Origin of the sequence: Enterococcus sp. GC34 (assembly GCF_040886645.1) — a bacterium.
GTDB lineage: Bacteria > Bacillota > Bacilli > Lactobacillales > Enterococcaceae > Enterococcus > Enterococcus faecalis.
Genome location: NZ_JBFOEF010000008.1, coordinates 116,129 through 134,962, shown reverse-complemented (window position 1 = coordinate 134,962; position 18,834 = coordinate 116,129). Strand labels below are relative to the sequence as shown.

Below are 18,834 nucleotides of genomic sequence, written 5' to 3'. Positions count from 1 at the left end.
AATAGCTATATGATGAGTTCAAGATAAACGACTACGTTTGTAGTCAATAACCTTGAACTCTTTTTTTATTGATGAAGGAGGAATTTAACGAGTATGGCAAAAGATAAATTAGCGACAATTACAGATGCAGAGTGGGAAGTCATGCGGGTTATTTGGACCCAAGGCAAGACCACGAGTCGTGAAGTGCATACACTTTTAAATGAGAAGAAAGAATGGAAATCAACGACCGTCAAGACGTTACTAAGTCGTTTAACAGATAAAGGGTTAGTTGGAACGGAGAAAGCAGGCAATAAATATATTTATTATCCGCTAGTAGAAGAACGTCGGAGCGTTGAAACGGTGGCAGACGAACTTTTAGCCAAGGTGTGCAGCCGTAAAGTTGGTTCCGTGGTAGAAACAATTTTAACAGAGAGTCAGTTGAGTTATGACGATTTGGATCGATTAGAGGAACTCTTGAAAGAGAAGCGCAAGACGGCGGTTGAATCCGTCCCTTGCAACTGTATTCCTGGTCAATGCCAATGTCATTTAATTTAAAAAGGAGTGAAAAAAATGGAAAGTAAAACGTTTGATATTGAAGGGATGAGCTGTGCTTCCTGTGCCCAAACGATTGAAAAGGCTACGGCGAAGTTACCTGGGATGGCAAAGGCAAGTGTCAATTTAGCTACGGAAAAATTAAGTGTCACGTATGATCAGACGGAAGTCACAGAAGAAGAAATTAAGGAAGCTGTGTCAGATGCTGGCTACAAGGCGATTAGCCCAACCCAGCAACGAACGTTTGCGATTGAAGGAATGAGTTGTGCTTCCTGTGCCCAAACGATTGAAAAAGCTGTGAACCAATTATCTGGTGTTCAACAAGCGATTGTTAATTTAGCCACGGAAAAACTGGTGGTTAGTTATGACGACCATCAAGTAACGAGTGCTGAAATTATCAAAGCAGTTACGGATGCAGGTTATCAGGCGACAGAAGAAGTCGCTGCCGGTGCAACAGCGGACCAAGATCGTGAAAAGAAACAAAAACATATTGCTGAGATGTGGCAACGTTTTTGGATCTCAGCGGTGTTTACAGTGCCACTTCTTTATATTGCGATGGGACACATGGTAGGCTTACCATTGCCGGATTTGTTGAATCCAATGACACATGCGACGGCCTTTGCAATGGTTCAATTGATTTTGACGTTACCCGTCCTATATGTCGGCAGAGAATTTTTCACAGTTGGTTTTAAAGCGTTATTTAAAGGGCATCCGAATATGTTTTCTTTGGTAGCTTTAGGAACCAGTGCTGCTTTTGTGTATAGTTTATATGGTACAGTCATGATATTCTTAGGAGACACAAGTTTTACAATGGCTCTTTATTATGAATCAGCGGGTGTTATTTTAACTTTAATTACATTAGGAAAATATTTCGAAGCTGTTTCAAAAGGGAAAACCTCAGATGCGATAAAAAAATTAATGGGTTTAGCACCGAAAACTGCCCATATTTTACGTGATGGCGCAGAAATTGAAGTGCCAGTTGATGCTGTTCAGTTGGATGACATTGTGATTGTTCGCCCAGGAGATAAAATCCCTGTTGATGGAGTGATTGTTTCAGGCAGTAGTTCTGTGGATGAAGCCATGTTAACGGGCGAAAGTTTGCCTGTTGAAAAGAAAGTCGGTGATGCAGTAATTGGTGCTAGCATCAATAAAAATGGCAGCTTTCAATTCAAGGCAACAAAAGTGGGAAAAGAGACGGCCCTTGCCCAAATCATTCAATTAGTGGAAGATGCGCAAGGCTCAAAAGCACCGATTGCACAATTAGCTGATAAAATTTCGGGTGTTTTTGTCCCAATCGTTATTGGTTTGGCTGTTCTTTCTGGCTTGGCTTGGTTCTTTTTAGGACAAGAGTCATGGATTTTCGCTTTGACAATTACCATTTCTGTGTTAGTGATTGCTTGTCCTTGTGCGCTCGGCTTGGCAACGCCGACTGCGATTATGGTGGGGACAGGTAAGGGCGCTGAAAATGGCGTTTTAATTAAAAGTGGGGATGCTTTAGAAACCACTCACAAAATTCAAACAATCGTGTTTGATAAAACAGGAACTATTACAGAAGGCAAACCGGTGGTTACGGATATTTTAGTTGCTGATTCAGCACTTTCAGAAGCTGAGTTACTAACATTAGCAGCTTCTGCAGAACAAGGATCAGAACACCCCCTAGGTGAAGCAATTGTGGGAGCGGCTAAAGAACGTCAATTGCCATTAGCAGAAGGAAGCGATTTTTCAGCGATTCCAGGTCACGGCATCCGTGTGACAGTCAACGAACGAGTCCTACTTTTGGGCAATATAAAATTAATGAAAGAAGAAGGCATTGAGCTATCAACGTTTGTTCAACAAGCGGATCGTTTGGCAGAAGAAGGGAAAACCCCAATGTTTGTGGCAAAAGATGGTTCGTTTGCGGGTATCATTGCGGTAGCAGATACTGTGAAGGATAGCAGTCAAACAGCCATTGCACGTTTGCATAAAATGGGGATCGAAGCCGTGATGATTACGGGAGACAACAAGCGTACTGCAGAGGCGATTGCGAAACAAGTAGGTATCGATCGTGTCTTAAGTGAAGTTTTACCAGAAGATAAAGCGTTAGAAGTGAAAAAACTACAAGCAGAAGGCAAAAAAGTTGCGATGGTGGGTGACGGTATTAATGATGCACCAGCACTTGCCCAAGCAGATGTGGGGATTGCTATTGGTTCAGGCACAGATGTTGCAATGGAATCGGCCGACATTGTGCTAATGCGTAGTGATTTAATGGATGTGCCTACAGCAGTTGAATTAAGTAAAGCGACCATCAAAAACATCAAAGAAAATCTTTTCTGGGCATTTGCCTATAATACATTAGGTATTCCAGTGGCTATGGGTGTGTTACACTTATTTGGTGGACCTTTGTTAAGTCCGATGATTGCAGCAGCAGCTATGAGTTTTAGTTCAGTCTCTGTCTTACTAAACGCCTTACGCTTAAAAGGATTTAAACCTTCGACGGTGAAAAGAACTAGTGGAAGTCAAAAATAAAATTGAAAAGGATGAAGTGAAATGGAAAAAACAGTAAAAATTGATGGGATGAAATGTGATGGCTGTGTTCAAGCGGTCACTGAAAAATTTAGTGGAATTGACGACGTAACGAATGTTGCGGTTCACTTGGCAGATCAAACAGCCGTTGTGACAGCAGATCGTGAAGTAAGCCAGGATGAACTGAATACCACGTTGGCAGATACAAAATTCAAGGTTGTCAGCGAATAACAAAAAAACAGGGCCTACCATCATGAGTAGACCCTGTTTTTTTGTTATGGAAGTTTTGCTTTGATTTCCTGATAAATCTTAGTTGTTTCTTGACCCTCACGCGCAGTATAATAATAAACTTTCTCCCGCGTTTCTATTTTCAGAATCGGATGACTTTTTGTATAAATTAGTAAATAAGCAGGTTTTCCAGCGACTTTAAATTCTCCTGTTAAGTAACTATCTGTCGCAGCACCCATTGTGCGGATGCGTTCTTGAGGTAAGTCATCAATCAAAGAAACAGCAGTGATTTGGTTAAAAGGAATTGACCTCGTTTTTGCTAATGGGGCAGATAACTCAATTTGTTTCTTTTCAATAGTTGCTTGAAAGGCATGACTAGAAAAATCATTTATAAACATTGGCACTGTGGCAAAGAACAGCACCGCAATCGTTAAAATACCAGTAGCGGCTAGAATAATTTTCCCAGCAGGCCGTCCTAGGTTAATAGATAAATTCATACCAATGCGATCAGGAACCATGATTTTGGGGTCCTTTGGATTGATATAAATCCCATACCGCCAATATTGATCGTCATCCCCATAGCGATAATCACCAGCCTGTAAAACGAATTGATCTTGTTTTTTGCGCATTGAAAATAGGTAGTAGAAGAGAAAGCCTACATAAACAAACAAAAGAATAAAATAACAAAAAGTAAGAGCCATCGCAACCGTATAATCAATGACAATTGTGAAAGTTGGTAAAATGGTTAGCGGTGCAAAAACTAAGGCGGATAAAACCATTAAAACAGACCAATGATGCCGAAATAAATCATTGATTTGCTGATTAATTTTTGAGTCACTAGTTAGCGGTTTGACAGGTAAGCGCGCAATAAAATAATAACCGCCAATGAACAAACTTAACATCAAAACAGTAATTAAGAAAAGAATCCAGGAACCAATCGCCGTTTGCAAGGAATAAAAGCCCCCAGCAAAAGTAAGAATAATCGCAGGTAAAAACCACCAAAATGAAATAAGTTTCTGGTTTTTATTTAAAACTAATTGCGTGTCGATTAAGAGAGGACGCTTAGGTAGCAACCAGCCGTTTTGCATTTTTAAAGCGGCCATTTTGCGAATATAAACAATTTGCAGATAGTAGCCACTGCCAATAAAACTAAATAAAAGTAACAGAAAAAGGAACAATAAAATCGAATCATAAGGAATAAATAACAAAGGTAAACTAAGAACACTAAAAACGGCTGCTAGTTGAACCAAGCGTTTTTTATAACGTTTTCGGATTGCTTGAACGCTGGGATCTTGTAGTTTATCTTCTGGTAAAGTATTTTCCAAAATAATATTTTTGTGAGGATTTGCATAAATCCCCATAGTAAATGCCATAAAAAAAGCGACAGAAACTAGGATGAAATAAAAGAATACCGCCATTATAATGCACGCCCTTTCGAATCAAAATTTTGATAAATTTTCTGAATAAGTGCTTGGATTTCTGCTTCGGATTGCTGATGTAAAAAACTTTCAGCCAACAGAAGTTCTAAACGCTCATGCAATTGCTGTTGCCAAACAGCGGTAGCAGGTAACTTTGCGGCAATTTTGGTGCCGTTACGACGGTCAGTCACAATATAACCTGATTGCTTTAACTTATTATAAGCTTTTGAAACAGTCATCATATTGACCCCGATTTCGTCCGCCAATTGTCGGATAGAAGGCAAACTTTCATTGGGAACCAGTTCACCTTTGGCAATGCCTACAATGATTTGATCAATGAGTTGCTGATAGATGGGCTGTTCGCTTTGTTCATCTATTTCTAAAAGCATCGAATCACTCCTGTCTTATTTGTGCTATCTGTATTATATATACTAATACAAAAAGAGTTGGAAAGCAAGGAATTTAGAGTAAATGGTTGTTTCTGTTTAAAGAGAAGCATATAATGAAGAAGAACGTAAAATGAAAGGACGATGAAAATATGACAGCAATTGAACCAAAATTAACAGAGAAATTCCATCAAGATTTCTTGAACAATAATAAACAAAATGCCTTACAACGTAGTGTAGTAAAAAATGGTATCAGCGCTTCAGGTGAATCTGTACAAGGAGCCGTGAATAACGTACCCGTCTTTTCAGTCGACTTAGCTACTGGAAAAGTGGCCAATCAAAAACAAAGCGGTCGCTGCTGGATGTTTGCGGCATTAAATACATTTAGACATAGAATGTTAAATGCGTTTCAATTAAAAGATTTTGAATTATCACAAAACTATACATTTTTCTGGGATAAATATGAAAAATCAAACTATTTCTATGAAAATATTATTGCAACAGCCGATCAACCGTTGACTAGTCGTAAAGTGGCCTTTTTATTAGCTACACCACAACAAGATGGTGGGCAATGGGATATGATCGTTTCAATTTTTGATAAATATGGCGTAGTGCCTAAAACGGCAATGCCTGAAAGCAGCAACAGTTCCAATTCACGTGATTTAAACAACTATTTAAATAAAAAATTACGCAAAGATGCAACAATTTTACGTAGTTTAATTGAAAAAGGCGCTTCTGCTGAAGAAGTCCAAAAAAACAAAGAAGCAATGTTACAAGAAATTTATAATTTCTTAGCAATCTCTTTAGGAACGCCGCCAGAAACCTTTGATTTTGAATACCGTGACGAAGAAAAAAATTATCATTTGGATCAAAATCTAACACCGCAAACATTCTTTGAAAAATACGTTGGCGTTAATTTACATGATTATGTAAGTATTATTAATGCTCCTACAGAAGATAAACCCTTCAACAAAACATACACTGTTGAAATGTTAGGGAATGTTGTCGGCGGCAAAGAAGTTAAATATTTAAATGTAGAAATGGCTGCTTTCAAAAAATTAGCTGCTGCACAATTGGAACAAGGCGAATCTGTTTGGTTTGGTTGTGATGTCGGACAATCTTCAACACGTGACACAGGAATTATGGCATTAGACGTTTACGATATGAACGATCTTTTTGATATTAATTTTACGATGACTAAAGCAGAACGTTTAGACTTTGGTGAAAGCTTAATGACACACGCCATGGTTTTAACAGGTGTTGATATCGTGGATGGCCAAACAACAAAATGGAAAGTGGAAAATAGCTGGGGTGAAAAAGTCGGTGAAAATGGCTTCTTCGTTATGAGCGATGCGTGGATGGACGAATACACTTATCAAATCGTTGTGCACAAAGATTTATTAACTGACGAACAGAAAAAAGCTTGGGAACAAGCGCCAACTGTTTTGGCACCTTGGGATCCAATGGGAGCATTAGCATAAAACAGAAAAAGAAGGCCCCCGCCGTCATGGCGGGGGCCTTCTTTTTACGTTGGGCGGCGAACTTCACGGATTTCGCCCAATGTTGTATAATCATTGCCTGCTAAACGAGCAATCGGTTGGAGTTTTTCAGGTAAAATGTACTGATGTTCTTCATCGAAAACGGCTGAATCAAAATAGAAATCGGTAATTTCTACAATGAATAAATCCGTAATAATTTGACCTTCATGGTTAGCAATAGGTACATATTGATGTAAGCGAGCTTCCATCCGAATCGGCGCGGCTTTGATTGCTGGAACAGTAACAGTCTGGCTGGCAATGGTTTCAATACCAAATGTGTCAATTTCACTGATCTCTGCTGCTAAAGACGCCGAAGTCTGATTCATTTGAGTAAGAACGTCTTCGTTAACGAAATGGATGACAAGTTCTTTAGTAGCCAAGATGTTTCGTGCCGTATCTTTAGGCTCTTTGTCTGGTCGTAAAATGGACAACGTTGCTAAAGGAATTTCAGCTGCCGCCGCATTAAAGAAACTAAAGGGAGCAGCGTTGACGACACCTGTAGCTGTATCTTGTGTTGTAACCCAAGCGATTGGCCGAGGAATAATACTTCCTGATAAAAATTTATACGCTGTTTTTGCAGATAACTCGTTACTATTGTAATGAATCATAGGAACCTCCTAGAAAAAATACTAATTTCTTTGAACATTCGCATCTGAAGTATCGAAAGGACGCACAAATTCTTCAATCCCTGCCCGTTTTGGTTCTAAAAATGGCGGTAATGATAATTTTTCGCCAGCGTGTTCATAGGTTTCATCCTCTAAAAATCCAGGACCATCGGTTGCCAGTTCAAATAAAACATGTGTTGCTGCCAAGAAATATTCAGATTTAAAGTAAAAACGTTCCACAAAGCCAGAATTAGGAAATTCCAAACGATTAATTTTTTCAATCCAGAAACGTAGTGCTTCCTCATCGGCAACGCGCAAGGCTAAGTGATGGACATTGCCGTAGCCTTCTTGAGCCGCTGGCAAATCTTCCCGATGCTCTACGATAATGCTGGCACCATTCCCACCTTCGCCAACTTCAAATAAATGGAAACTACCTTCAGCATCAATCAATTTGAACCCTAAAACTTCAGTTAAAACTAGTTGCAGATGTTCGTAATTTTCGACAGTTACAAAGGCTGGTCCTAAGCCGATTAAAGCATGTTCACTAGGGACGTTAGATTTTTTCCAAGGCGTGCCAGCTGCAACACCTTGGTTCTTTTCATCAGAAATAAGTTGGTAACGTTGATTGTCAAAGTCTTCAAATTCTAAATACTTTTTACCAAAACGTTCTTGAATTTCTCCATGATCAATTGCATATTCATTAAAGCGTGATACCCAGTAATCCAAAGCAACATCATCTTTTACACGGAAGGAAGTACGAGAAATTGTATTCGTTCCTTTGGTTCCTTTAGGTAAGCCTGGGAAGTCAAAGAAAGTCATGTCTGTTCCGGGAGAGCCGGCATCATCAGCAAAAAATAAATGATATGTTTCAATATCGTCTTGGTTAACAGTCTTCTTAATTAAACGTAGACCTAAAATATCGGTGAAAAAGTGATAAATTTTTTCAGCACTTGAAGTCATGGCAGTGACGTGGTGTAAACCTAAAATTTGTGTATTCATAATAAAAATCCTCCTAAAAGAAAAATAATTTTTTAATTAACTAACTTACTAAAAGTAAGTTTAAGTGATTAGTCCTAAAAATGCAAAAGAAATGTCTCGAATTCGAACTATTATTTTTTAGTTGATTTTTTTTAAAAATAAGAATATAATAACCTGAGATATTTTAATACATAAACTTTCGTAAACATCGCCGGATGCTTGCGACTAAAGTGTTAATGAACAGTTCTTAGGCCATAGCTGAACTGTTTGTTGGCACTTTTTTTGTTTGGAAGGGAAGGAAAACAAGATGAGTAAAGCTTGGTTAAAAGTTATTTTTGGCGCTTTTTGTGAAGTGATTTGGGTCATTGGCATGAAGCATAGCACAACATGGTGGGAGATTTTAGGGACAGTAATCGCAATCTTTATCAGTTTTTATGCGCTGATTAAAGCAGGAGAGGAATTGCCAGTCGGCACAGCCTATGCTGTATTTGTCGGCTTAGGTAGTGCTGGAACTATTGTAACAGATCATTTTTTATTCCACACACCATTGGGCATAGGAAAAGTTCTTTTTCTGTTGCTGTTATTAATAGGTGTAATTGGCTTAAAAATGGTAACTGGAAATAAAGAGGAGGAAACAAGATGAGTTGGTTATACTTAGTTATTGCAGGCTGTTTTGAAATCTTTGGCGTAGGTTCAATTAAATTATTTACAACAAAAAAAGACTTACGTTCATTGTTAATTTTAATTCTAGCGTTTAGTGGTAGTTTCTTATTCTTATATTTAGGGATGAGACAATTACCGATGGGCGTTTCTTATGCAGTTTGGACAGGAATTGGTACAGCAGGAGGCGCTATTTTAGGAATGCTCTTAGGTGAATCAAAAGACCCACGCCGGATATTTTTTATTTTTTTAATCATTGTTTCTGTGATTGGTTTAAAATTAATTGGTTAGAAAGTGAGAGAACATTGTTTGGATTATTGAAAGACAGGTGAGTAAAATTTAAAAAGAGACAGAACCAAATGCGTTGTTCTGTCTCAAAATAGCTTTTATTTTACGAGGTTACTATAACGTGTCGCAAATTCATTGTTGTAGGACTTGCCGTTGACATCTTGACCAACGTCCCAATTTGCAGACCAAGTCATTAAGCCACGGATAGGATTACCGTCTTTTGCTAACTGATCAAAAGTTTTGGCTACAGGGGTAGCCTCAACGACATAGCCGCTACCAGCAGCATCCCGATTTGCTGGTAAACCAAGGACTAATTTATCGTTTGGTATCTGTAGATAGCCGCGCGTGCCATGGATTAATGAATCAGACATATAATAGAGGAACTCGTATTTTAGAGCATCGTTGCTTTGAGCAACCCAAGTCATAATTTCATCAACCCAGACACCGTCGCCGCCTTGGTTATATAATTGTGGGGCAATGTAATCATAATAACCATTTAGGGAAGTAATGTATGTTTCATAAGCGGCACCAGGTTTTAAATAAGGGAATTCTGGTGCCATCGTAATGATGAAATTTTTTCCTTGTGCTCGATAATGGTCTTTGACTATTTTCAACGCAGCAGGGATAACGGTTTGGTTGTCGCCAGCAGTAATCGCCAATTGCTCTAAATCGATGTCTAAACCATCAAAGCCGTATGTTTCCACTTGACGAATGATTTCATTCGCAAAGGCTTGTTCATCGCCTTTGACTAATTGAATATGTGCATCTGCTCCACCAAGTGCCAATAAAACTGCGCGACCTTGACTATTTAATTGTGCGACTTCTTGTCGGAAGGCAGTGTCCGTTTGGTTATAAGGCTTGAACGTAGGAATCCGTGTCAGACCATCGCTTTTCATGAAGGAAACCGGTACGACATTGTAGGCTTGATTTACTTCTGAAAGGTTCAGTGATGCTGATGTTCCTTGTTTGTAACCATCGCGTCCTTTTGAGGCCCAGTTATGCCAATATCCAACCAACACTTTTTTACCAGAGATATCTACCATCGTATCCGCAGCATCTGCAGAAGCTTGAGTAGGCGTTAACCACAAGCCAACTGCTACGGTTGAAAGAAGGAGAAAAGCAGGAATTATTTTTTTTAACTTCATTTTTTGAGAACTCCTTTAATTTAGTTTAAGATGTGAGTGTTTTTACTGAATGTTCACATCAATCGCTTGGTAAAAGGCGTTCACCGTATCACCAATGCCCCAAACAGCGTAAATGACATGATAACCTTTGCGGTCTGTCGGAATATTAATTGTTTGTTTAACAACTTTATTAGGAACTTCTTGTTTGCCGTCAATTGAAGCAATTTTGTCGAAGTTTTTAATGTCTAATGGTTGATTGGGATTCCAGCCATTTTTAGTAATATAGTAATCCCAAGAAGCAGTTCTATGTTGGGCAGTTAAGTTCCAAGTGATGTCAAGGGGACCTGTGGTAATGTTTGTTTTGTGCCAACGAGTAGCTGTTTGTTCATCCAAAGGTTCAAAACCTGAGACACCTGCACTGGCTAATTTACCAGTAATAAACGTATTTTTGGGCGCTTCGATACTTTGAGGTTCCCATTGTGCACGACCAACATTTGTATTTAAGTTACCACCAGCAGAACTACCAAAGAAAGCACGACTTCCAGGACTTGCTACGTAACCATGAGCCTCCGAAACAGTAGGGGCCAATGCAGCGCCACCTAAAACAAAACTAAAAGCCAGGACGATTGTTAATAAACTCTTTTTCACGAAAAAAACCTCCTAAAAAATTATTTTGTATGCGCTTACAGATAGGAATATAACATAATAATCTTTCGGATACAAATAATAAGAAATGTTATTTTTAAAAATAAAACAATATTTTTTAAGTAATATTAAGAATGTTTTTAAATAATATAAATAATAGTGTTTTTCAAAGTTTTGTTAATTTTTCATTCGGAATCGCAATTGAAGAAATCACGTGGTATACTTTTAAGAAGAAACAATGACACGAAAGTAGTCATTGGAAAAAAGGAGATTATTTCGTGGGAAAAAAACATACATCCTCTTATGAAGTTGCCTACTATGACGGCGATTTTACTGGTGCAATGAAGATACCGGCTTTGTTAGCGGTTGTCATTAAAGTATCAGAAGAACAAACAGAATTACTAGGAAGAGATGCAGCTTATGTCGCCCAATTTGGCCTAGGCTGGGTCATCACCAACTATGAAATAGAGATTCACCGCTTACCAAAAGTTGGTGAAAAAGTAGCAATTACAACGCAAGCTATGAGTTATAACAAATATTTTTGTTATCGTAACTTTTGGGTTCATGATGAAGAAGGCAATGAATGTGTCTTTGTGAAATCAACCTTTGTCTTAATGGATCAAAAAAATCGGAAAATCAGTAGTGTGCTACCAGAAATTATTGCACCTTTTGATTCTGAAAAAATCACTAAAATTTATCGCCATGAAAAAATTGAAAAAGTCACAGAGGGGAACTTTTTACCTTATCGTGTGCGTTTCTTTGATATTGATGGCAATCAACATGTTAATAATGCGATTTACTTTAATTGGTTATTGGATGTGTTAGGGTATGACTTTTTAACAACGCATCAACCGAAAAAAATTCTTGTGAAATTTGACAAAGAAGTAGAATATGGCCAAGAAGTCGAAAGTCATTACGAAATTGTCGAACAAGAAAATCACTTGAAAACGCGCCATGAGATTCGGATTGATGGTCAAACCTATTGTGAAGCGAATATCGATTGGACCAACTAAGTTGAGATGACGGTTTAGAAAAATAAAAAGTTACGCAGAGGAGGAAGGACATGATTCGCTTAGGATTAACATCTTTTAGTGAACACGACTATTTAACTGGAAAAAAACGGGCCACGCTTTATGAATATGCCAGTCATTTACCGCTAGTTGAAATGGACACGGCGTATTACGGGATTCCTCCCAAAGAACGAGTAGCTGAATGGGTCAAAGCAGTTCCCGAAAACTTTCGCTTTGTCATGAAAGTTTATAGTGGAATCAGTTGTCAAGGTGAGTGGCAGACCTACTATGCAAGTGAAGAAGAAATGATCACTGCTTTTTTAGAAAGTATGGCCCCATTAATTGAAAGTAAAAAATTATTCGCCTTTCTGGTACAATTTTCAGGAACATTTGGTTGTACGAAAGAAAATGTCGCTTACTTGCAAAAAATTCGTCACTGGTTTAAAGACCTACCCATCGCCATTGAATTACGAAATAATTCATGGTATCAACCAAACTTTGTAAAACAAATGTTGCAATTTATGAAAGAAAATCAATTTTCACTTGTGATTGTAGATGAACCGCAGATTCCTACGAATCCAGTGCCCTTTTATCCGTATGTAACGAATCCTAATCTCGTGCTCTTCCGGTTTCACGGACGTAATGCGGCTGGCTGGTTAGCCAATGATGCAGAGTGGCGTAAAAAAAGAACCCTCTATCATTATAATACGCAGGAAATCGCTGATTTAAGCGAAGCTGTTTTAAAAATGTCGCAAGAAGCTAAAGAAGTGGGCGTGATTTTTAATAATAATTCTGGCGGCGATGCCGCAGAAAACGCTCTACAGATGCAAAAAGTCTTGAATTTGAGTTACGATGATTTGAATCCAAAACAATTAGATTTATTTTGAGAAAGAAGGTAGCTGAATGTCTGAAAAGCAATCCCCTTATGAAATGGCTTGTGCCTTCCACGAGGTTTTTAATCCACAACAACCAGAGCAACCAACTGCTTTTTCGCCAGAGTTAGCTAGTCGACGAGCAGAGTTTAAAGTCGAAGAACTTGTGGAATTTTTATATAGTGCTGCTGATAATGACCAAGTACTTTTTCAACAATTGGTCAACGGATTAAAAAAATCTGTCGATAAAGCAGAGCAGAAAGTCTTGGCGAAAGGCAAACCAGTATCTGATCCTTTAGTGGAGGAAGTGGACGCACTAGTCGATTTATTGTATTTTACTTATGGTTCGTTTTGCTTAATGGGCGTCAATCCAACAAAAATTATTGAAATCGTTCATCAAGCCAATATGGGAAAATTATTTCCAGATGGGCAGCCACATTATGATCCGGAAACAAATAAAGTATTAAAACCTGAAAATTGGGAACAAGATTTTGCGCCAGAAGCTAAAATTAAAGCGGAAATTCAACGCCAATTGAAAATTACTGAGACCAATGAAAAAGACGAATGAGAAAACTCATTCGTCTTTTTCATTAATCATGGAAGAACGTCCGATATAAGGCTTTGATGGCTTTTTCCTCTTGTTCTTTCTTGATACCAAACATAATACTTACTTCCGAAGATCCTTGGTTAATCATTTCTAAGTTGATTTTTTCTTTGGCTAACGCCATTGTACTTTCAGCAGTAACCCCAATTCGTTGGCGCATGCCTTCCCCGACAATCATAATCATGGAAAGGTGATGCGTGATGCGTAACTCATCAGGCGCTAAAACTTCTTGGAGTTGGGCCATCAGTCGATTTTCAATTTCAGTTGTTAACTGGTCTTCTCTTAAAACAATCGTGATGTCATCAATTCCTGAGGGCATATGCTCATAGCTTAAGGCTAATTTTTCTAGTACTTCTAAAAGCCGTCGCCCAAAACCTAACTCTCTATTCATTAAATACTTACTAATGTAAATACTTGCAAACCCTTGATCACTAGCAATTCCTACAACAGGGGCATGCTTCACTTTGCGAGAAGTAGTAATTAGGGTGCCAGGATGATGTGGGTTGTTAGTATTTTTGATAACGACTGGAATATTTGCGCGATAGGCAGGCATTAAGGCTTCATCGTGGAGGACGGCAAATCCTGCATAAGCTAACTCCCGCATTTCTCTGTAGGTCAATTCTTGAATCGTTTGAGGCTGTTCAATAATTCCAGGATGGGCGACATAAATTCCGTCCACATCGGTAAAGTTTTCATACAAATCTGCTTGAACACCTGCGGCAACAATGGACCCTGTGATATCGGAACCGCCACGAGAAAAAGTACAAATTTCGCCGGCTTCTGTATAACCAAAGAAACCTGGAATAACCAAGATTTGTTGAGTCTCACGATAGGCACTAATTTTCTCTAAAGCTTTTGGTAAAATGCGGGCATTGCCTGGCTCAGGTGTCACTAGGAGACCTAATTCTTTTGGACTAATGTAGCGAGCATCTAAGCCATTCTGATTGAAAAAACTGGCAACAACTTTTGCATTATTGTCCTCGCCGCTAGCTAAAAAATAGTCAAATAAAAAAGCATTGTTTTCTTTTGGTAAAGTGGCTAATTGGCGAATCGAAATAGCAATATCAGCTAAAACTGCTTTATCCAAGTGTAATTCATCAAAAAGATCTTCATAACGACGAATGATGGCAGAGATTGTCGATTCAATTTCCTCATTATTTAAGTAGCGCTGATAGTATTGAATCAATAAATCAGTCACTTTAATATCTTGCGGGGTTCGCTTTCCAGGAGCGGATACAACGACAAACGTTCGGCGCGGCTCTTCCTTGACGATTTGTAAGACTTTCTGTAACTGTGGTGCTGATGCTAGCGAGCTACCGCCGAATTTAACTACGTTCACGTTTATCACTCCTGTTTTTAATTATTTTCTCATTTGTAGATTAGTAAAAGGATACCGAAAAACATTTAGAAAAGCAACCACTTATTTTCAGAAAGTTAGGAAATCATGAAAATATTTGTTCTTCATTTTTTCTTAAAATTTTGTTAAACTGTAAAGATATGAGTCGTAACGAAGGAGTTAAATAGTATGACAGAATCCAAAACTGCCATTATTTTTGATATGGACGGTGTCCTAGTAGATAGCGAAGCTTATTATTATGAGCGACGTAAAGCATTTTTAGCGGAATTTGATTTGACCATTGAGGGCCTAACCTTGCCGGAATTAGTCGGTGCGGATATGCGTTCATTATGGCAAAAGATTGAACAAGTCAACAAAAAAGAGCTAGATATTGCTTTTTTAAATGAACAATACATAGCCTATAAAAAAGCGCATCCGATAGATTATTTAGCTGTGCTTGATGAAAATGCGAAACGTGTTTTACAATTTTTAAAAAGACAAGGCTATAAAATCGGATTAGCTTCTTCTTCCACAAAAGACGCAATAGAAGAGGTTTTGACAGTGGGGCAATTAAGTAGTTATTTTGATGCGGTCGTGAGTGGGGAAGATTTCGAAGAAAGTAAACCGGCGCCGGATATTTATCTGCACACGTTACAAGAATTAGCTGTTGCGCCACAGGAATGTATAGCCATTGAAGATTCAGAAAAAGGCATTGCTTCTGCCAAAGAAGCTGGGCTAGAAGTTTGGGCTATGCGTGATGAACACTTTGGGATGGATCAAAGTCAAGCGGATGCCTTCTTAACACAACTAAGTGATATTTGTAAAAAAATTAGTGAAAATCGGATCGATGAAAGCAGTGAATCAACCCCTTCGTAAGAAGATCGCGGGTTTTCTTAAAAAAATTTGTTATAACTAGTGAATGAATATACAGTTTGTGCTATAATTTTCTATAGGTATTTCTGCAAGAATGCCCTTTTTCAAGGGTCAGGAACAATAGATAACCGTGTGAAGAGAACAAACAACCTTTCTTTTATTATAGAAAAATTATCGGAGGAGCCAAAATGAAGAATAATTGGATTATCATTTTAGTACTAGTAATCGTTATTATTGCTGCGGTGCTATACTTAATTGGTTATTTTATGCGCAAAAAAAATCAAGAACAATTAGATGAATTAGAAGTTCGTAAAGAAGCCCTGTTTGACTTGCCAGTCTTTGAAGAAATCGATGACATTAAAAAAATGCATCTAGTTGGACAGAGTCAAAATAGTTTCCGTGAATGGAATCAACGTTGGGTAGAACTATCAACGCGTTCTTTCGCCGAACTAGAGAGTCAAATTTATGAAGTCGAAAATCAAAATGAAATTTTCCGTTTCATGAAAGCGAAGAAAGCAGTCGTGGAAGCGAATGAAACGATGACCGAAATGGAAGCCGAAGTGGAAGTCATTCGTAATGGCTTGAAAGAATTACGTGAAAGTGAAGAGCGCAATTCATTAGAAGTTCAAAAAGCTTTGGATGTCTATGAAGAATTAAGTAAATCACTAAAAGATGATAAAGCTAGCTTTGGTCCAGCATACTCCGAAATCCAAAAACAATTAAGAAACGTCGAAATTGAATTCACACAATTTGTCACACTAAATACATCGGGGGACCCAATCGAGGCTCGAGAAGTCCTAGAAGATGCGGAACGTCATACGTATGAATTGGAAGACTTAATGAAACGGATTCCACCAATGTATGAAGAATTAAATGAAACTTTCCCAGATCAATTAAAAGAAATCGAAGAAGGCTACAACCAATTATTAGCTGACGATTACGTGTTCCCTGAACAAAACTTTGCTGAAGAAATTCAACATGCGAAAAAACGTGTCGAGAATTCAATGGCTGATTTAGAGAAAACAGAGATTGCCGCAGTAGAGGTCGCAAATCGCGACACAGCAACGGCGATTGATGCATTATATGAAGTGATGGAACGTGAGATTGAAGCGAAGAAATATGTCGTGACCAATCAAAAAATTATTGACGATTATATTTCTCATTCCTTAAAAAATAACCGTCAATTAATGATTGAATTGGACCATGTATCACAAAGCTACACCTTAAATAACAACGAGCTAGGACGTAGTCGTGGTTTCCAAACGGAAATTGAAGAAATTATTCGCCGTCAAAAAGACTTGGAACCTCGAATGAAAGAACATACCGTTCCTTACTCTGAAATTCAAGCGTTCTATAAAGAATGCTATAAGATTTTAGATGATATTGAAAATCAACAATTAGAAATTGATGCTTCATTGAAAGAACTAAGAAAAGGCGAAAAAGTCGCCCAAGAAAAAGTCGACGAATACGAATTCCGTTTACGGAGTATCAAACGGTATGTTGAAAAGCAACGATTACCAGGTTTGTCTGCTGATTACTTAGAATTTTTCTATGTGGCAACGGATCGAATTGAAGATTTAAGCCGAGCCTTAAATAAAATGCGCATTAACATGGATGAAATCAATCGTTTGTGTGACTTATGCGAAGATGATTTAGAGTTATTAGATAAGAAAACAAAAGATTTAGTCAATGCAGCAGCTCTGACAGAACAAATGATGCAATATGCAAACCGCTATCGTCATACTCACGAGAACATCCGAACGGCTTTAGATAAAAGCATGTATTTATTCTCGACAGAATTCCGTTATCAAGATGCATTAGATGAAATTGGAACAGCATTGGAAGCTGTTGAGCCAGGGGCGTTCAAACGAATCGAAGATTTTTATTTTAAAAATATCAATAACCCTAATCTAACAGCAATTTAATTAAACAATCACTAAACAGAGGTTTGTCGACAGACAAGCCTCTGTTTTTATGGCGTGGGGGTGACTTGAAGTGATACTTTAGAAAGTATATAATGGGAAAGAATTTTAAAAAAGAAGGGTGACAAATGATTTATTTTGATAATAGTGCAACTACACCGATTTACCCCCAGGCTTTAGATACATATGTAAAAACCAGTCAGCGGATTATTGGCAATCCGTCTAGTCTGCATGACTTAGGCAACCAAGCGAATCGTCTCTTACAACAAGCACGGAAGCAGATTGCGGAGCTAATCAATGTTTCAGCAAATGAAATCTATTTTACAAGTGGCGGAACTGAAGGAGATAACTGGGTTTTAAAAGGAACGGCAATCGAAAAACGAGAATTTGGTAATCATATTATTATTTCTGCAGTGGAACATCCAGCAGTTACAGAAACAGCGGAACAATTAGTCGAACTAGGTTTTGAACTTTCTTATGCGCCAGTGGATAAAGAAGGTCGTGTAAAAGTCGAGGAACTACAGAAATTAATTAGAAAAGAAACGATTTTGGTTTCTGTTATGGCAGTGAACAATGAAGTGGGAACGATTCAACCAATTAAAAAAATCAGCGAGGTTTTAGCGGAGTTTCCTAAAATTCATTTTCATGTAGACGCGGTTCAAGCAATTGGGAAAGTTAATTACTCAGAGTGGTTAACGGATCGGGTGGATTTTGCAACGTTTTCTGCACATAAATTTCATGGACCACGAGGCATTGGTTTTATGTATTGGAAACAAGGAAAACGTTTAGCGCCGCTTTTAACAGGAGGCGGGCAAGAAAACAACCAACGCAGTGGGACAGAAAACGTGCCAGCAATTGTGGCAATGGCCAAAGCGTTACGTTTGCATTTAGAGAACGAACAACAACGGCCGCAGCATGTGGCGACATTACGGAGTTATTTATTAAAGGCGCTAGAAGAATTTCAAAATGTAACTGTTTTTTCACAAGATAATGAACATTTTGCGCCACACATTTTATGTTTTGCTTTGAAAGGGATTCGTGGCGAAGTGCTGGTCCATGCATTGGAAGAAAAACAGATTTATATTTCGACTACGAGTGCTTGTTCTAGCCGGAAAAAAATGGCTAGCAGCACCTTGTATGCCATGCATGTGCCAGGGGAATTAGCGACTTCCGCTGTGCGCATTAGTTTAGATGAAAGCAATACAATGGCAGAAATTGAACAATTTATGATTGTTTTCAACCAACTTTATCAAAAATTTTCTCGTGTAAATTAATAAAAAATAAGTCGGAGCCTAGAAATAGGCTCCGACTTAT

The 18,834-nt window shown here is 38.3% G+C and carries 19 protein-coding genes; 12 read left to right on the top strand and 7 right to left on the bottom strand.

Features of this window, described 5'->3' with window-relative positions; all coding sequences use genetic code 11:
• Nucleotides 1-93: 93 nt before the first annotated feature.
• From AB3I72_RS09850 to AB3I72_RS09840, 3 genes are read left to right on the top strand one after another with little or no spacing between them, the layout of a single operon-like run.
• Nucleotides 94-534: a CopY/TcrY family copper transport repressor gene (locus tag AB3I72_RS09850; RefSeq protein ID WP_002358353.1), complete on the top strand. Its 441-nt coding sequence runs from the start codon at nucleotides 94-96 to the stop codon at nucleotides 532-534.
• A 15-nt stretch (nucleotides 535-549) separates the two neighbouring features.
• Nucleotides 550-3,036 carry a heavy metal translocating P-type ATPase gene (locus AB3I72_RS09845; protein ID WP_368023887.1) on the top strand — a complete coding sequence of 829 codons (2,487 nt, stop codon included), beginning with the start codon at nucleotides 550-552 and terminating at the stop codon, nucleotides 3,034-3,036.
• Between the two features lie 21 nt (nucleotides 3,037-3,057).
• Nucleotides 3,058-3,264 carry a heavy-metal-associated domain-containing protein gene (locus AB3I72_RS09840; RefSeq protein WP_368023886.1) on the top strand — a complete coding sequence of 69 codons (207 nt, stop codon included), beginning with the start codon at nucleotides 3,058-3,060 and terminating at the stop codon, nucleotides 3,262-3,264.
• Between the two features lie 44 nt (nucleotides 3,265-3,308).
• Here the strand turns inward: AB3I72_RS09840 and AB3I72_RS09835 are convergent, their stop codons facing one another.
• Together AB3I72_RS09835 and AB3I72_RS09830 are read right to left on the bottom strand one after the other, a co-directional pair.
• Entirely contained in the window at nucleotides 3,309-4,679 is a 1,371-nt protein-coding gene (locus AB3I72_RS09835) for a DUF5808 domain-containing protein (RefSeq protein WP_002408661.1), read from the bottom strand.
• Nucleotides 4,679-5,068 carry a GntR family transcriptional regulator gene (locus AB3I72_RS09830; protein WP_002358356.1) on the bottom strand — a complete coding sequence of 130 codons (390 nt, stop codon included), beginning with the start codon at nucleotides 5,066-5,068 and terminating at the stop codon, nucleotides 4,679-4,681. The genes AB3I72_RS09835 and AB3I72_RS09830 overlap by 1 nt, the downstream gene beginning before the upstream one ends.
• A 149-nt stretch (nucleotides 5,069-5,217) precedes the next feature.
• Here AB3I72_RS09830 and AB3I72_RS09825 point away from each other — a divergent pair, with 149 nt between their 5' ends.
• The gene (locus AB3I72_RS09825; RefSeq protein ID WP_368023885.1) at nucleotides 5,218-6,546 is read left to right on the top strand and encodes an aminopeptidase C; all 1,329 of its coding nucleotides are present in this window, start codon (nucleotides 5,218-5,220) and stop codon (nucleotides 6,544-6,546) included.
• 44 nt (nucleotides 6,547-6,590) lie between these two features.
• Here AB3I72_RS09825 and AB3I72_RS09820 read toward each other — a convergent pair whose 3' ends face one another.
• Together AB3I72_RS09820 and AB3I72_RS09815 are read right to left on the bottom strand one after the other, a co-directional pair.
• The gene (locus AB3I72_RS09820) at nucleotides 6,591-7,211 is read right to left on the bottom strand and encodes a flavin reductase family protein (RefSeq protein WP_002383902.1); all 621 of its coding nucleotides are present in this window, start codon (nucleotides 7,209-7,211) and stop codon (nucleotides 6,591-6,593) included.
• A 21-nt stretch (nucleotides 7,212-7,232) separates the two neighbouring features.
• Nucleotides 7,233-8,207: a ring-cleaving dioxygenase gene (locus tag AB3I72_RS09815; RefSeq protein WP_368023884.1), complete on the bottom strand. Its 975-nt coding sequence runs from the start codon at nucleotides 8,205-8,207 to the stop codon at nucleotides 7,233-7,235.
• A gap of 265 nt (nucleotides 8,208-8,472) precedes the next feature.
• Here AB3I72_RS09815 and AB3I72_RS09810 point away from each other — a divergent pair, with 265 nt between their 5' ends.
• Nucleotides 8,473-8,829 carry a multidrug efflux SMR transporter gene (locus AB3I72_RS09810; RefSeq protein ID WP_002386054.1) on the top strand — a complete coding sequence of 119 codons (357 nt, stop codon included), beginning with the start codon at nucleotides 8,473-8,475 and terminating at the stop codon, nucleotides 8,827-8,829.
• Nucleotides 8,826-9,137 (top strand): multidrug efflux SMR transporter, encoded by a 312-nt coding sequence (locus AB3I72_RS09805; RefSeq protein WP_002361148.1) that lies wholly within the window; start codon nucleotides 8,826-8,828, stop codon nucleotides 9,135-9,137. Before AB3I72_RS09810 ends, AB3I72_RS09805 begins: the two co-directional genes overlap by 4 nt.
• Nucleotides 9,138-9,232: 95 nt before the next feature.
• Here AB3I72_RS09805 and AB3I72_RS09800 read toward each other — a convergent pair whose 3' ends face one another.
• Together AB3I72_RS09800 and AB3I72_RS09795 are read right to left on the bottom strand one after the other, a co-directional pair.
• Nucleotides 9,233-10,279 (bottom strand): chitinase, encoded by a 1,047-nt coding sequence (locus AB3I72_RS09800; protein ID WP_002383898.1) that lies wholly within the window; start codon nucleotides 10,277-10,279, stop codon nucleotides 9,233-9,235.
• A 42-nt stretch (nucleotides 10,280-10,321) separates the two neighbouring features.
• The gene (locus AB3I72_RS09795) at nucleotides 10,322-10,906 is read right to left on the bottom strand and encodes a lytic polysaccharide monooxygenase (protein ID WP_002355225.1); all 585 of its coding nucleotides are present in this window, start codon (nucleotides 10,904-10,906) and stop codon (nucleotides 10,322-10,324) included.
• Between the two features lie 275 nt (nucleotides 10,907-11,181).
• Here AB3I72_RS09795 and AB3I72_RS09790 point away from each other — a divergent pair, with 275 nt between their 5' ends.
• Genes AB3I72_RS09790 through AB3I72_RS09780 form a run of 3 tightly spaced genes read left to right on the top strand, consistent with a single transcriptional unit; the run spans nucleotide 11,182 to nucleotide 13,353 of the window.
• Nucleotides 11,182-11,916 carry an acyl-ACP thioesterase domain-containing protein gene (locus tag AB3I72_RS09790; RefSeq protein ID WP_061100702.1) on the top strand — a complete coding sequence of 245 codons (735 nt, stop codon included), beginning with the start codon at nucleotides 11,182-11,184 and terminating at the stop codon, nucleotides 11,914-11,916.
• A gap of 50 nt (nucleotides 11,917-11,966) precedes the next feature.
• Nucleotides 11,967-12,800 (top strand): DUF72 domain-containing protein, encoded by an 834-nt coding sequence (locus AB3I72_RS09785; RefSeq protein ID WP_002358361.1) that lies wholly within the window; start codon nucleotides 11,967-11,969, stop codon nucleotides 12,798-12,800.
• A 16-nt stretch (nucleotides 12,801-12,816) separates the two neighbouring features.
• Nucleotides 12,817-13,353, top strand: a complete 537-nt coding sequence (locus tag AB3I72_RS09780) for a haloacid dehalogenase (protein ID WP_002355230.1) — start codon at nucleotides 12,817-12,819, stop codon at nucleotides 13,351-13,353.
• Nucleotides 13,354-13,375: 22 nt separating this feature from the next.
• Here AB3I72_RS09780 and AB3I72_RS09775 read toward each other — a convergent pair whose 3' ends face one another.
• Nucleotides 13,376-14,728 (bottom strand): aspartate kinase, encoded by a 1,353-nt coding sequence (locus AB3I72_RS09775; protein WP_002385384.1) that lies wholly within the window; start codon nucleotides 14,726-14,728, stop codon nucleotides 13,376-13,378.
• Between the two features lie 186 nt (nucleotides 14,729-14,914).
• Between AB3I72_RS09775 and AB3I72_RS09770 the strand changes: the two genes are divergently transcribed.
• From AB3I72_RS09770 to AB3I72_RS09760, 3 genes are all read left to right on the top strand, one after another.
• Entirely contained in the window at nucleotides 14,915-15,601 is a 687-nt protein-coding gene (locus AB3I72_RS09770) for an HAD family phosphatase (RefSeq protein WP_002355232.1), read from the top strand.
• 185 nt (nucleotides 15,602-15,786) lie between these two features.
• A complete protein-coding gene (gene ezrA / locus AB3I72_RS09765; RefSeq protein WP_002375789.1) occupies nucleotides 15,787-17,523 on the top strand; it encodes a septation ring formation regulator EzrA in 1,737 nt (578 codons plus the stop codon).
• A 125-nt stretch (nucleotides 17,524-17,648) separates the two neighbouring features.
• Nucleotides 17,649-18,794, top strand: a complete 1,146-nt coding sequence (locus tag AB3I72_RS09760; RefSeq protein WP_002385381.1) for a cysteine desulfurase family protein — start codon at nucleotides 17,649-17,651, stop codon at nucleotides 18,792-18,794.
• Nucleotides 18,795-18,834 lie beyond the last annotated feature (40 nt).